The sequence below is a fragment of the Salinisphaera hydrothermalis C41B8 genome, assembly GCF_000732535.1.
Taxonomy (GTDB): Bacteria; Pseudomonadota; Gammaproteobacteria; order Nevskiales; family Salinisphaeraceae; genus Salinisphaera; species Salinisphaera hydrothermalis.
In genome coordinates this window covers 29,975-44,401 of record NZ_APNK01000002.1, presented here as the reverse complement: position 1 = coordinate 44,401, position 14,427 = coordinate 29,975, and the positions used below count along the sequence as shown (strand labels likewise).

The window sequence follows — 14,427 nt, the reverse complement described above, 5'->3', positions numbered from 1 at the left end:
GCTTATGTGGCGCCGCCAGACGACGTCGCTCTTTTCCAGCTCTGCCGCCATCGCGAGCGCCGCCGTAGCCGCTCTCGCCGCATTAGTCGAATCGATTCTCAGACACCCGCCCGGCTCGCCACGACCAGACGCGCGCCGATACGACCAACCCAATCGATGCCCATCGCGCGCAACAGAGTCAACGCAACGGCCGCGCCAGCGGTATCGGCCATCCAGTCGTACGGATCGCCGTCGCGATAACCGCTCGCCCACTGCATGATTTCGGTGGCCGCGGCGAACGCGGACAGCGCCAACAGCACGCGCACCCGCCGATTGGGATACAACGCACCGAACCAGGCACCCATCACGAGAAACCCGAAACCGTGCTCGAATTTATCGAAGAACGGTATACCCGGCTCGGACGGCGGGTTCGGCATCAGGCAGCCGTAGATAAAGACCGCGCACAGTGCGAGCCCGATGCCCAACCAGAGGCGGCGAAACCCGTTAACCGTCAATGCGCGCCATCCTGGCCCTTGCCGTTGGCCCGCCCGTCGACGACTTCGACGTTATCCGGCACGTGGAGCGTGAACTTCGACTCGGGCAGTTTCGGGTTGATCTTGATATTGCCGAAGGTGATGCTCGTGGTCTGCCCGAGGTTGTCATGCAGCTTCATGAGCGCCGGCACGTCGTTCTTGAGGCCCAGGTCCACCGACTTGAAGTCCGTATCCTTGGCCTTGGGCGTCAGATGCACCCAGGTCAGGCCATCGTGCTTGCCGCCGTCGGTGATCTTGAACGCGTCGTTGAGTGCCTCGCCGCCGGTAAGCAACAACGCCGGCGTGGCCTTCAGGGTGGCGCCGATGTCGCGCACGGTCACCTGAGCCAGATCCACGTCGTAAAACTTGAAAACCTTGCCGTTGCTGACGATGATCTGCTTGTACGGCTGCTTGTATTCCCAGCGGAATTCCTTCGGCCGCGACAGCAGGAACGTACCGCTGGCCTGCTGCACGACGTTGCCATTGTCGTCGCGCTGGACCTGCTGGAAGTCGGCCGACAGCGTATGCACCTTGTTGTAGAACGCCTGCAGGGTCTTCGACCCCTGCTCTGCCTGGGCCATTCCGGCCACGCAAAGCATCACGAAAGCGACAAGCCAGCGGGTCATCCGCATACCTGGATCCTCGTTTTTACGGGCGGCATCTGCACGCGCCGCGCGTAGATTGAATAATATCGATGCGACGCGAGCGTGGCGCCGCCGCCGTGAATCACTACTGAACTGGCACCGAACACCGAGGGAAGGTCAGTCGTCGTCCGGCGGGGCCGGCGCCAGCACCTCGCGCCCGCCACTGCCTTCGGCCGGGCCGACGATGCCGGCATTCTCCATCTGCTCGATCAGCCGCGCCGACCGGTTGTAGCCCACGCGCAGCCGGCGCTGGACATACGAGATCGACGCCTTGCGGGATTTGAGCACGATCGCCACCGCCTGATCGTAGAGCGGATCGGCCTCGACGTCGTCCTCGCCTTCGCCACCGCCCTCGGCGTTGTCCGCGCCGCCCTCGAGGATCTCCTCGATATAGTCGGGCTGGCCGGTCTGCTTGAGATACTCGACCACCTTGTGCACTTCGTGATCATCCACGAAGGCGCCGTGCACGCGGTTGGAAAAGCCGGTCCCGGGCGGCAGATAGAGCATGTCACCGTGTCCGAGCAGGCTTTCCGCGCCCTGCTGGTCGAGAATCGTGCGGGAGTCGATCTTCGAGGCCACTTGGAAGGCGACGCGAGTCGGGATGTTGGCCTTGATGAGGCCGGTGATCACATCCACCGATGGCCGCTGGGTCGCCAGAATCATGTGCAGACCGGCCGCACGGGCCTTCTGGGCGATACGGGCGATCAGCTCTTCGACCTTCTTGCCCACCACCATCATCATGTCGGCGAGCTCGTCGACGATGATGACCACCGCCGGCAACGGCTCGAGTGTGGGCAGTTCTTCGCCGGCTTCGGCTGCCTCGTTCGACTGCGCGTTCTTCGCGATCGGGTCCTCGATCGGCTGGCCCGCTTCGATGGCTTTCTTCACCTTGGTATTGAAGCCGGCCATGTTGCGCACGCCGAGCGCGGCCATGAGTTTGTAGCGGCGTTCCATCTCGCCCACGCACCAGCGCAGCGCGTTGGCGGCATCCTTCATGTCGGTGACGACCGGCGCCAGCAGATGCGGGATACCTTCGTAGACCGACAGCTCCAGCATCTTGGGGTCGATCATGATCAGGCGGACCTCTTCGGCCGTCGCCTTGTGCAGGATCGACAGAATCATGGCGTTCACCGCCACGGATTTACCCGAACCGGTCGTGCCGGCCACCAGCATATGCGGCATCTTGGCCAAATCGGCCGTGACCGGGCTGCCGCCGATGTCCTTGCCGAGGGCGAGCGTCAGCGGCGAGCTGGCCTTGGCATAGAGCGAGGAATCGAGAATCTCGCGCAGCGCCACGATCTCGCGGTCCGCGTTCGGAATTTCCAGACCCACCACCGATTTACCGGGGATGACTTCCACCACGCGCACGCTGGTGGTCGACATGGCGCGCGCCAGATCCTTCGACAGATTTGAGATCTGGTTCACCTTCACGCCGGGCGCCGGGTCGATCTCGAAGCGCGTCACCACCGGGCCCGGCTGCACGGCCACGACCTTGGCCTGCACGTTGAAATCGGCCAGATGCTGTTCGAGCTGCTCCGACATATGCTGGAGCACGGCCTCGTCCTGATCGCCCTTGGGCTCGCGCGCCGGGTCAAGCAACTCGATCGGCGGGATCGGGCTGTCGCGTTCCGGATCGTAGGTGGGCACATCGACCTGCTCGTCCATGGGCAGATCGAGCTGGGTGGCCTTGCGCTTGTTGCTCTTGTCTTTCTTTGGCTTCTTGACCGCGACCGGCGCGCTTGCTTTCGCCGTCTCGGCGGGGGCCGGAGCAGCGGCCGGCTTGGCTGCGCCAGCGTCGTCGACGCTGGGTGCCTTGCGCTTGGCTTTCTTCTCGCGCTTGGGTTTGGGCGGCGCCGCGGCCCGCTCGGCCGCGCGCTCGGCGCGTTCCGCGCGCCAGGCGCCGATCCGATCGACCACCGACATTACCATGTTGACCGCCCCGCCCAGCACGAAATGGCCGATGCGCTCGGCCACGGCAAGCCACGAGAAGCCGAGCCCCATGGACAGCGTGATCACGAACACGGTGATCAACGCCCAGGCCGCGCCGACCATTTTGATGACGCCGGCCAGCGGACGGGCCGCCGCTGCGCCGACCACGCCGCCGGCGCCCTGCGGCAAGCCGCTGGCCTGAATGCCGCCGAACGTCAGCCACGCCAGACCACAGGCCGAAATAAGGCACAGCAACAGCGAACCGGCACGAATGCTCTTGGACATCAGCTCGCCGCTCGGCCGATCGCGATCGACGAAGACCAGCCAGCCGCCGTAGAGCACCAGAAACGGGAAGATAAAGCCGAGATAGCCGAACAGGCTCAGCAGCACGTCAGCAAACCACGCGCCGGGCACGCCCAACAGATTGCGCACGGCAGTGCCGTTGCCGTTGTTCGACCAGCCCGGATCGGCCGGATCGTAGGAGATCAGCGCGGCCAGAAGAAACAGCGTAATCGCCATCGCGATGAATAACGCCGCTTCGCGCAGCAGTCGACCCAGGCGCTGGCGATACGCGCTGGGCGCTTCGTCGGCGTCGTTGGCCGCGGCGCGGCTACTGTTCTTCGGGCCGGCCTTGGCCGCCTTGGACGAGGTGTTCGCCTTGCCCTGTTTGGTCGCTGCCCTGGCCATTAACAATGCGCTCCGAGCCAAATATCGAAGAGGTTGGGTTGTGGTTGCGCTGCCCTCATGCCCATAGTGTAACCGAGGCAACGAAGGGCCTGTTGTGGTCGTGCCGCCAGACGCTTGAATTCAGGCTGTTTGCGCCAATATCGACGACATACGAGGCCAATACGAGGTAACGATGTCGGTCCGCCATTTCCTGCTTACCGAAAACGGTTCCATGGAAGAGTTCACCGAAGACGAGGCGTCGGCGGTCGCGGAAGGCAAACAGGACCTGCCGCGCTTTGCCGACCAGCAGCTGCGCTACGTCCAGGTGGCTTTCGACGACCAGGCCAACGACGAGGGCGAAATCCAGGTCAAGACACTCGGCGCCATCGTGAAGTTCGACGATGCCGGGCGCCTGACCGAGGCCGATCGCGCGCGCGATGCCCAGGACGAGCTCAACGAGTTCGAGCACGACGCCTGCGTCCAGTTTGCCCTGCGCGAAACCCTGCCCCAGAGCTATGCCCTGAATTGACGGCGACGCCACTCCGCCGCCATACATCTCATCCTTCGACATCATGGCGACACTGACGCAGGTCGAAAGCATTCTCGACGTGGATGCCGCGGAGTGGAACACGCTCTGCGGCACCGATCAGCCGTTTATTCAGCACGGTTTTCTGGCCTCGCTGGAAGCCAGCGGCAGTGTATCGCCCCATCTCGGCTGGCAGCCCGCACACGCGCTGCTTCGTACTGACGACGGCACCCTGGTCGGCGCTGCCCCCCTGTATCTCAAGGACCACTCGTTCGGCGAATTCGTGTTCGATTTCGCCTGGGCCAATGCATACGACCAGGTCGGCCTCGACTACTACCCGAAGCTGCTGAACGCGGTGCCGTTCACGCCCGTATCGGGCCCGCGCCTGCTGGCCCGCGACGATGGCGCCCGGCGCGCGCTGGCCGGCGCCCTGGCCAGACTGCCGGAACACATGGGCGTGTCGTCGCTGCACAGCCTGTTCGGCGACGACGCGTCGACCGCTGCCATGCTCGGCGCCGAAGCCCATGCCCGGCGCGGATGCCAGTATCGCTGGTTCAACCGCGACTACGCCGATTTCGAGGCATTCCTGGGCGAGCTGTCATCCAAACGCCGTAAGGAGATCAAACGCGAGCGCCGTCGCATGGCGGACGCCGGCGTACAAGTGAGTGTCCGGCGCCCGGCGGACATCTCGGATGAGCTCTGGCAAACGCTCTATGCGTTCTATGGCCGCACCTATGCGATCCGCGGCCAGGACCCGTACCTGACGCCGGAATTTTTCGCCGAACTCACCACCCGGTTGCGCGACGAGGTGTTGTTCTTCATCGCCTATCACGACGACCGACCGGTCGGCATGGCCTTCATGATGCATAGCGGCGATACGCTGTATGGTCGCCACTGGGGCTGCGAAACCGATTACCACAGCCTGCATTTCGAGACCTGCTATTACGCGGGCATCGAATACTGCATCGAGAACGGTCTCGCCTGCTTCGACGCCGGCGCCCAGGGCGAACACAAGATCCGGCGTGGCTTCGAGCCGGTGCCGACGTGGTCGACGCATGTCATCGCCGATCCGCGCCTCGACCATGCCATCGGCGATTTCGTGGAGCGCGAGGCCGAGATGATGGCCGCGTTCGAGGCCGAACAACGCGACCGCTGCAATTTCTCCCAGACACCGGCGATGCAATCGTGAGCGGCATCCGGCTGTACTGGCTCGATCCCAACCAGCCTGACGGCGCCTTTCCGGATCCCAGCCTCGCGCTCGAGGAGCCGAATGGCCTCCTCGCCATGGGTGGTGACCTGTCGCCGCAGCGACTGCTACGCGCCTATTCGCTCGGTATTTTTCCCTGGTACAACCCAGAGGAATCGATCCTCTGGTGGTCCCCTGACCCGCGCACCGTGTTCGAGACCGACGGCGTGCATGTGTCGCGCCGGTTTCAGCGCATTCTGGCCCGGCACGACTACGCCGTATCTCTGGATCGCGATTTCGACGGCGTCATCCACCAGTGCGCCGCGCTGCGCGTTCATCGCGAAGGCACCTGGCTGGGGCCGGAAATGCGCGCCGCCTATCAACGCCTGCATCAAATGGGCCACGCCCACTCGATTGAAGTATGGCGCGAGCACCGACTCATCGGCGGGCTCTACGGCATCGCCCGCGGCCGCGTGTTCTTCGGCGAATCCATGTTCAGCACCGAGCCCGACGCCAGCAAAATCGCGCTCACCTGGCTCGCCCGGCAACTGCACGCCTGGGGCTATCGCTACCTCGACGGCCAGGTCGGCTCACCGCATCTGTATCGCATGGGCGCTATAGACATCTCCCGCGCCCGTTTTCTCGAGGCGATCCGCCTGCCGAGGCCGGAGCGTGCCCCGCCGGCCCCGTGGTCTTTCGACATCGATGCGCCGCAATCCAGCGCGCATCTTGAAAACACATCGCGCGACAGCACATCCAGCACCAGCTGAATGCGGTTGATTGGCTTGGATTTAGCCATGCCGCGCACCCAGAATCCGCGTAGCGATTGAACCGCGCGCCCAGTTGACAGATAATCCGGCGCGTTCTACCGCGCCGAGCAAGAGATCAGGAGCTAATGGCAAAAGAAGAGCATATCGAGATGGAAGGCACGGTCGTCGAGACCCTGCCCAACACCACTTTTCGCGTGAAGCTGGAAAACGGCCACATCGTGACCGCCCATATTTCCGGCAAGATGCGCAAGCATTACATCCGTATCCTGCGTGGCGACACCGTCACCGTTCAGATCACGCCGTACGACCTCAGCAAGGGCCGTATTACCTACCGCGGCCGCTAGACGGCAGCGAAGTGACGCACCACGTCACTTTATGACGGCGGCCCGAGGCAAAAGGCCTCTGGCATTCACGTCAACTTTCTGATTAAACTGCGGTTCCCGGCTGGCACAGCTTATGCTTTGATACGCGTGCACCAGTCCGCGTGACTATTTTCAGCACTTTTCAAGGGGGAACCCGCAATGCAGAAGCAACAAGGCTTCACACTGATCGAACTGATGATCGTGGTCGCGATCATCGGCATTCTCGCCGCGATCGCGATTCCGCAGTATCAGAATTACGTCGCCCGATCGAAAGTGACGGAGGGAATTAACCTCGCATCGTCTCTTAAAACGACTGTTGCTGAAAATGCTATGAATGGGTCGGATGATCTCAGCAAGGGCGCCGAAACAGGGCAAACAACTGATATTGTTAGTGGCTTAAGCGTCGATTCTAGCACCGGGGCGATCACTGTAAGCTATACAGACAAAATTCCAGGAACCGGCGCGAAGGAGCTAATTCTTACTCCTAAAAGCGGCGGAAAAGCATTGTCTGCAGGCACGCCGCCTACAAATTCGATAACTTGGACTTGCTCCACTAACGGGCTCGACTCGGCATATGTACCGGCTAATTGTCGAGGGTCCTAATTTTTAGACCTGTTGGATGTGAGCCCCAGTTAACTGGGGCTTTTTATCGAGAAAATAAATTGTCTCAAGGTATTATTCGCCGCTTCAACTATCACCAGCTTGCATGGCAAGCTTGATCTGAGGTTCGACACTTCAAATAGTTACCGTCGCAGCTATCTGCTCAGCACCAACCCAAGGAGCGCTTTCTGGGTTGCCCCTCGTTGTATTGCAGATGCCTGCCTCTAATGATCGGGATGCTGACTGCAAGACTCACTCACAAGTCGCGTAGGTCGGATTAGCCGCAGGCGTAATCCGACAGATCGCAGCCTGAGACATTAAGGCAAGTCTGCATCCCTTCGCTTCATGTAAAGCGCGTGCTAGCCAATCGCTCGAAATCAGCTTCTCAAAGCGCAATAGCCGGCCTATGGCTCGCAACTGGCTGGATTATTCCAATTGCCTCAGGTTTCGATTCTCGACGCCTTGTAATCACCGGCCCCCTTTGCTTGGTCGGCGTGATGGTCGCGACCGGAGGGCGAAAACCGATACGCGGCACGGCGACTCCTTTTTTCGTTGCTCTGTTACTCCTCGGCATTATCTCCAGCGCGGCGAGCTCGCTGCCAAGCTGGAGCCTGCTGGAAGTCACATACACGCTGCTCCTCGCGCTTGTTGCGGCCCACGGCGTGTCTTCCACGCTTACCGGTCTATCGCTGCGGCCCGAGCGTTTAATCGTGCTCGCGACCGCTACTCCAATCGTCCTCGCGTGCTTCTCTGCGATCATCGCGATCTACGCTTCTCTGCTCAGCAACCTCCCGCTGCGCTTCCCCGAGCCTGTCGGCACTTACGGCAATATTCGTTTCTTCAATCAGTATCAGACGTGGTTGCTGCCATTCCTGGCAACTGCCCTTGCCCTGCCAAATCCTCTCACGAGAGCGCGACGAGGCTTCTGGATCGCGTTCATCGCCACGGTAGGCATTTTTTTCTGGGCCCTCTACTGGCGCACCGGCGGCCGCGGCACCGGCTACGCCACGCTACTGGCAACCGCAGCCGTCGTCCTGCTCCATGGCCGCGCCGGTATCCGCCACGCCATGGGGATGGCCGCGCTGGCAGCGGGTGGTTATGTCGCATACCTCATAATGTTCTTTCACGGAGGCCAAGGCCCCACCGAGCACTTACTCTCGACGTCACCGAATGGCAGGCTTTATCTATGGCGTATTGCCATTGAATACATTCGCCTTCATCCGTGGCTCGGCATCGGACCGATGCAGTTCGCGGCCATCGACACAGGGTTGGCGTCCCATCCGCACAATGCAGTACTCCAATGGGCCGTTGAATGGGGGCTGCCCGCCGCGGCGCTGTTCGTATCGGGCCTCGGCTATCTCTATTTCAAGTGGATCCGAATCGCACGACGGCTGGTGACCAGAGACGACAGCGACATACCGCCAGCGTTAGTCGTCGCCGTCACGGCTTCACTTATTGCCGGGGGCATCCACGCCATGGTAAGTGGCGTGATCGATATGCCCGCCAGCCAGTTCATGCTCGTCACTGTGGCCGGGCTTGCGGGCGGAATTGCGCTTTCGGCAGCACCCGCCAGGGCCGAACGCGACCCGGGCCGCCTCGACTTCGTTACGAATGTGGCGGTGCGAGCCCTGGTTTTATCCGCATCGCTCTACGTGGGCGTATTCACAGCCTATGACTACTGGCATCGGCTGCATTCGCCCAAGCCGACCAGCGCCGTATATTTACGCAACACGTATCAACCCCGGTATTGGCTGGACGGGACTCTCACGGGGTTGACCGCGCATCCCCTGCCGCCGCGCGTTCCCCGGCATTCGGACTGAGCTGGATATGCTCTCGCGAGCACCTTTCGGGCATGCATCGCATGTGGCGACGAATCCCGCCAACGAGAACGCACAACCGGCTAAACGCGAGCTGCTTCGCTAAATTCAATATTTATCCGGTTATGCCGTTGAAAATCGGTATAATAAAAATCAGCTTGTCGGATAGCTGACTCATTAGCGTGGCGCCATGGTCTCGCGCATAACATCTGGATATTTGGCTGTTGCGATACTGGCCAGTGCCACACTTGGCGCCAGCGCGTACTTGTTTTGGCCGGCGGCCCAGACTTCGATCGGCAACAAGCCCGCCACGCAGAATGCATCCGCTACGACCCAACCGCGGACGCATCACTTTCATGTCGCATCGATATCGTCGCGACTCCGGCTGCTTCCGTCGAAACATCATCTGAAACTTCAGTGGTCGCCGATGCATGCTTTGGCGCAACGCCCGAAGCGTCAGCATTCCAGCCCGATCGTGATTACAAGGGTCAGCGTGCCGCCGCCGCTGAATCTGGAACTTCCCCCGACGACGTCGGCCCACGAGACTCTGCTAACCGGCACTGGCAGACAGCCACTCCCCAAGGCCCGGACGGCCAGTACACCACGGGCCGTCATCGATCCACTCGCGCTCAATTTGAATCCTCACCTCGACGACGATGATGCGCTGGAGAAGGATTCACGCCTGTTCAACCAGGGCAGTGGATTGCGCGGATTCATGGCGCAGAATTGGCTGAACGAAAAAGTCGGGCTTCAAGGCGGCCTGGCCATCAAGAAGAATGATCTGAGAGCCGAAAACAGCACGCTCCGGAACAATGTGGCCGTTGGCATGGGCGTGTTGCTGGCATTCTAGGGCGTGTTGAGGTTTGGTGCGAGTCCGCGCCAAGCGCTGTTTTGCGGCAAGACGAGGCGTAGCGAACGTGGCGTAGTCGTTCTACGCGAGAGAGCAACAACGCTGGATTGCCGCAAAACAGCGCTTGTCCCTTCGGGTTGGGCCGCAAATCGCGCCCTGCGGCGTTGCGAGTCTGGGTCGTGGCTCGCCACGACGCGGCGACTCGCGCCTTGCCGGTCACGATTTGCGGACGCCAACGCGGCGCTCGCACGAAACCTCAACACGCCCTAGCCACCAGCACCCGACTCACGACGGAATGTGATTCAAGCGGCTGTGGCGGTCGTGGCGAGATACGCACCGCGTAAGCTGATCTCGTCGCTTGAGCCAAGGCGCAGGCCACGACCGAGGCGCGCGATGCCACATCAAGCGGTACGACGGCGTAACCCGAACGCCTCTGGCCTCGCCGGACGCCACCATCCGAAGTCATACCTCACTCGCGGGCCGGGGCGCGCCAAGTCACCGATGCGCTTAGTTTGTGACGATCCCCACCCTAGAGGTCACAACTAAAGCCGGCCATCCGTCTCTTCCGCGGCGAATGCGTACTTGACGTCGTACACGATATGCGTCGATTTGCCGTAGGCACGCACGCTATCGATACCGGCCTCCCGGAACAGACGGTGCGCTACAGCAACAATCACGGCGTCATAGGCCCCAGCCTCTGGCGACTCGACCGGGGCCAGGCCGTATTCATGCTCGACTTTCGCGGCATCGGCCCAAGGGTCATACACATCGACGTCGACATTCATCGCCTTGAGCTCGTGCACGATGTCGACCACTCGGGTATTACGAATATCCGGACAATTCTCCTTGAAGGTAAGCCCCATGACGAGAACGCGAGATCCGTTGACCTGAATGCTTCTTCGCAGCATCAGTCGAACGACTTCCTGCGAGATATAACGCCCCATGCCGTCGTTGATTCGCCGCCCCGCCAGGATGATCTCCGGGTGGTACCCGACCGCCTGGGCCTTGTAAGTAAGGTAGTACGGATCCACCCCAATGCAATGCCCGCCCACGAGCCCCGGCTTGAACGGCAGGAAATTCCATTTCGTACCCGCCGCCTCGAGTACTTCCTGTGTATCGATGCCCAGGCGCACAAAGATCTGGGATAGTTCGTTGACCAGCGCCACATTGATATCGCGCTGCACGTTCTCGATGACCTTGGCGGCCTCGGCAACCGTGATCGATGAAGCCCGATGTACGCCCGCCGGCACCACCTTTTGATACAAAGCCACCAGACGATCGGCAGCCTCCGGCGTCGAGCCGGAGACTACTTTCACGATATTCGCCAACCCGTGCTCGGCATCCCCCGGGTTCGCGCGTTCAGGGCTGTAACCCACGAAGAAATCTTCGTTGAACGTCAACCCGGACCCAGCCGCGAGGATCGGCACACAGCGCTCTTCCGTTGCGCCCGGATAGACGGTCGACTCGTATACCACAATATCGCCAGGCGAAAGATAAGGCGCGAGCGAGCGCGATGCGGATTCAAGAGGCCCGAAATCCGGCACCTTTGCCTCTGTTACCGGGGTCGGCACGGTCACGATGTAGATGTTCGCGCTGGAAAGATCGGCCGGGTCTGCCGAAAACGCCAGGTCTTTCGATGCCCCGAGACGCTCGCGCGCGACTTCGCGCGTGAAGTCGTAGCCGCCTCGCAGCTGCTCGACCCGTTTCTCGTCGATATCAAAGCCCAGAGTGGGCAGGTGCTGGCCAAACGCAACAGCAAGCGGCAGCCCGACATACCCCAGGCCCAGCACCGCCAGCCGGTCGCCTTCCGGCGCATCGATTTTTGACACTCGCCATCCCCTCGATCTGGACGTGTGATCCTGATTCGCGACCGGAGGATGATACCGGAAACGCTGCACTACTGGTTCGAGCAAAACCGGCGAAGTTATACGATGATTCGGCCTCACACGGCACCGCCGCTTCGGAAGCTCCGCCCGCGGCCGGTATAATTCTCTCGCCCATCCGTAGCACCACTGGACCCTCAATGAGCATTCTCGTTACCGGCAGCGCAGGCTTCATCGGATTTCATGTCGCGCAGCGACTGCTGGATCGAGGCGAAACCGTCATCGGCGTCGACAATTTCGACCCGTACTACGACGTCGCGCTCAAGCGCGCGCGTGTGGCCGAACTCGAAAAGAACCCATCGTTCAAACAGATCGAACTCGATATCGCCGACCGCCAGGCCATGCCCGCGTTATTTGCAGACCATGGCTTCGAGCGCGTCGTACACCTGGCAGCGCAGGCCGGGGTCCGGCACTCCATCGACCATCCGCACGACTACATCGATGCCAATGTCACCGGCACATTGAACGTGCTCGAAGGCTGCCGCCACCATAATGTTGCCCATATGGTGTATGCATCCACCAGCTCGGTGTACGGGGCGTCGACCGATATGCCTTTCTCGCCCAGCGGCGATGCCGATCACCCGCTGGCGATCTACGCCGCGTCGAAACGCGCTACGGAATTGATGGCCCACTCCTATGCCCATCTATACGGCGTGCCGACTACGGGGTTGCGCTTCTTCACCGTCTACGGCCCGTGGGGCCGGCCAGACATGGCACTGTTCCTGTTCACCAAGAAAATGCTCGCCGGCGAGCCCATCCCAGTGTTCAACCACGGCCAGCATCGGCGCGACTTCACCTTCGTGGACGACATCGCCGAAGGCGTGGTTCGTGTTCTCTACAAAACCGCTACACCGGACGAGAACTGGAACAGCGACAGCCCGCGCATCGACAGCAGCCCGGCGCCCTGGCGGGTATACAACATCGGCAACGGCAATCCCGTACCGCTCATGGACTACATCAATCGGCTCGAGGAATGCCTCGGTGTGACGGCCGAGAAAGAGATGCTGCCCATGCAGGCCGGCGATATCGAAGCGACCCACGCCAGCGTCGACGGCCTATACGAGGCCGTCGGCTACCGCCCACAGACCACAGTCGCCGAGGGCGTCGAACGCTTCGTGAACTGGTATCGCGACTACTACAACTGCTAGTCGCCTCCCAAAACGGGCCGCCGGCGCTTGCCCCGGCCCGCCCGGCTAATTAAGTATTCTTGTGCACGCATTGCCCCAGGAAAATGATCTTCAGCTCTCGATGTCGGCTTACGGCCTGCGGCCTAAGCCGACCTACATGCTGCGACAGCTTTGCCCGTAGCCCCGTAGGTCGGATTAGCCGCAGGCGTAATCCGACAGAACCGACTCGGAGCCACACCAACCTGTCACCTAATGATCAACACGCCGGGCTCTCGATGCCGGCCTACGGCCTGCGGCCTAAGCCGACCTACATACTGCGACACCTTTGCCCGTAGCCCCGTAGGTCGGATTAGCCGCAGGCGTAATCCGACAGAACCGACTCGGAGCCACACCAACCTGTCACCTAATGATGGGCACGCTAGGCTCTCGATGCCGGCCTACGGCCTGCGGCCTAAGCCGACCTACATACTGCGAACACTTTTGCCCGCATAGTCGAAGACGTAAGCAACTGCCATACTTACTCTAAATAATTACGATCCAGTATGCGTCGATCGTCGGCGCGGCACGTGGAGAGAGTGGCATGCGACTATCCAGCGAACAGGCTTCGGCCATTCGGCGCATCATCGCCGAAGAGAGCGAACAACGTCCGGCCCAAGTACGTCTCTTCGGATCGCGATTGGATGATAATCGGCGGGGGGGAGACCTCGACCTGCTGGTTAAGCTCGATAACCCGGTTGCTCACCCTGCGTGGCTCGCAGCCCGCTTGGAAGCCCGGATCAGCCGATTTCTCGAAGGCCGCGACGTCGATGTATTGCTGTCTGCGCCGAATCTTCGACATGCCGGTATTCACCAAATCGCCGAGCGCGACGGGGTGCCTTTGTGACGCAGGACGCTGCAACAAGGCAACGCCTACAGTTCCTCGTGCGCGTAGTGCAGCGTGAAAGTGACCATCTCGCGCTGACGGATCGTCGACTCTACCAGCAGCCCTTCACTTCAGCGCGAGCAATAGCTTTACAGGACAACCCTGACGAAGCGGAACGCGTAGAGGCTTTTGTTGGAAGATTCGGGCGGCTCCAGGATACGCTCGGGGACAAGTTATTACCTGCTTACCTAAGCGCCGAGGGCGAATCTCCCGGTACCGCCCTCGATCGCCTGGATCGTGCAGAGCAGTTGGGCCTCCTATCGTCAGCTGATGAGTGGTTGGCGATGCGCAAGCTGCGTAACCAGATGGTCCACGAATATATCGAGGATCCAAATATCCTGGCCGACGCACTCAATAACGGGCACCGCTTTGTACCCATATTGCTCGACGTCGCCGAGGCTTTAACCCAAGCGATTGGGCGGCGCGGCTGGTTGCAATGATCTACTGTGGCCACCCATGTCGCACCTCTCGCGTAAGCACGACTTAAAAGCCAACCGAGCCCTGTCCGCACCGCCCCGAATTACCAGCGCTATCTCCGTCTCGTCTGGTCCCGTAGGTCGGATTAGCCGCAGGCGTAATCCGACAGAACCGACTCGGAGCCACGCCAACCTGTCACCTAATGATCGGCACGCC

At 61.3% G+C, this 14,427-nt stretch carries 14 protein-coding genes; 10 read left to right on the top strand and 4 right to left on the bottom strand.

Going from position 1 to position 14,427, the window contains the following annotated elements; translation table 11 throughout:
* Positions 1-98: 98 nt before the first annotated feature.
* The 3 genes from C41B8_RS01810 to C41B8_RS01800 all read right to left on the bottom strand — a co-directional run bounded on the left by C41B8_RS01810 (position 99) and on the right by C41B8_RS01800 (position 3,772).
* Complete coding sequence (locus C41B8_RS01810) at positions 99-494, bottom strand: VanZ family protein (RefSeq protein ID WP_156962376.1); 396 nt, start codon at positions 492-494, stop codon at positions 99-101.
* Positions 491-1,144, bottom strand: a complete 654-nt coding sequence (lolA, locus tag C41B8_RS01805) for an outer membrane lipoprotein periplasmic chaperone LolA (protein ID WP_037333279.1) — start codon at positions 1,142-1,144, stop codon at positions 491-493. The genes C41B8_RS01810 and lolA overlap by 4 nt, the downstream gene beginning before the upstream one ends.
* Positions 1,145-1,273: 129 nt before the next feature.
* Complete coding sequence (locus C41B8_RS01800) at positions 1,274-3,772, bottom strand: DNA translocase FtsK (RefSeq protein ID WP_037333277.1); 2,499 nt, start codon at positions 3,770-3,772, stop codon at positions 1,274-1,276.
* 172 nt (positions 3,773-3,944) lie between these two features.
* Between C41B8_RS01800 and C41B8_RS01795 the strand changes: the two genes are divergently transcribed.
* The 7 genes from C41B8_RS01795 to C41B8_RS20610 all read left to right on the top strand — a co-directional run bounded on the left by C41B8_RS01795 (position 3,945) and on the right by C41B8_RS20610 (position 9,862).
* Positions 3,945-4,280: a hypothetical protein gene (locus tag C41B8_RS01795; protein ID WP_037333274.1), complete on the top strand. Its 336-nt coding sequence runs from the start codon at positions 3,945-3,947 to the stop codon at positions 4,278-4,280.
* A 43-nt stretch (positions 4,281-4,323) separates the two neighbouring features.
* Complete coding sequence (locus C41B8_RS01790; protein WP_037333272.1) at positions 4,324-5,466, top strand: GNAT family N-acetyltransferase; 1,143 nt, start codon at positions 4,324-4,326, stop codon at positions 5,464-5,466.
* Positions 5,463-6,233: a leucyl/phenylalanyl-tRNA--protein transferase gene (gene aat, locus C41B8_RS01785; RefSeq protein WP_084188380.1), complete on the top strand. Its 771-nt coding sequence runs from the start codon at positions 5,463-5,465 to the stop codon at positions 6,231-6,233. Before C41B8_RS01790 ends, aat begins: the two co-directional genes overlap by 4 nt.
* A gap of 125 nt (positions 6,234-6,358) precedes the next feature.
* A complete protein-coding gene (gene infA / locus C41B8_RS01780; RefSeq protein ID WP_037333269.1) occupies positions 6,359-6,577 on the top strand; it encodes a translation initiation factor IF-1 in 219 nt (72 codons plus the stop codon).
* Positions 6,578-6,754: 177 nt separating this feature from the next.
* On the top strand, positions 6,755-7,198 hold the full coding sequence (locus C41B8_RS19950; protein ID WP_037333266.1) for a pilin: 444 nt from the start codon (positions 6,755-6,757) through the stop codon (positions 7,196-7,198).
* A gap of 491 nt (positions 7,199-7,689) precedes the next feature.
* On the top strand, positions 7,690-9,015 hold the full coding sequence (locus tag C41B8_RS01770; protein WP_232225983.1) for an O-antigen ligase family protein: 1,326 nt from the start codon (positions 7,690-7,692) through the stop codon (positions 9,013-9,015).
* Between the two features lie 424 nt (positions 9,016-9,439).
* Positions 9,440-9,862, top strand: coding sequence for a hypothetical protein (locus tag C41B8_RS20610; RefSeq protein ID WP_198025001.1), 423 nt, complete (start codon positions 9,440-9,442; stop codon positions 9,860-9,862).
* Between the two features lie 542 nt (positions 9,863-10,404).
* Here the strand turns inward: C41B8_RS20610 and C41B8_RS01760 are convergent.
* A complete protein-coding gene (locus C41B8_RS01760) occupies positions 10,405-11,691 on the bottom strand; it encodes a nucleotide sugar dehydrogenase (protein ID WP_084188379.1) in 1,287 nt (428 codons plus the stop codon).
* Between the two features lie 194 nt (positions 11,692-11,885).
* Here C41B8_RS01760 and C41B8_RS01755 point away from each other — a divergent pair, with 194 nt between their 5' ends.
* From C41B8_RS01755 to C41B8_RS01745, 3 genes are all read left to right on the top strand, one after another.
* A complete protein-coding gene (locus tag C41B8_RS01755; protein WP_037333258.1) occupies positions 11,886-12,893 on the top strand; it encodes an NAD-dependent epimerase in 1,008 nt (335 codons plus the stop codon).
* Positions 12,894-13,452: 559 nt separating this feature from the next.
* A complete protein-coding gene (locus C41B8_RS01750) occupies positions 13,453-13,755 on the top strand; it encodes a nucleotidyltransferase domain-containing protein (RefSeq protein WP_037333256.1) in 303 nt (100 codons plus the stop codon).
* Positions 13,752-14,234 carry a hypothetical protein gene (locus C41B8_RS01745; RefSeq protein WP_037333254.1) on the top strand — a complete coding sequence of 161 codons (483 nt, stop codon included), beginning with the start codon at positions 13,752-13,754 and terminating at the stop codon, positions 14,232-14,234. The genes C41B8_RS01750 and C41B8_RS01745 overlap by 4 nt, the downstream gene beginning before the upstream one ends.
* The last annotated feature ends 193 nt before the right edge of the window (positions 14,235-14,427 follow it).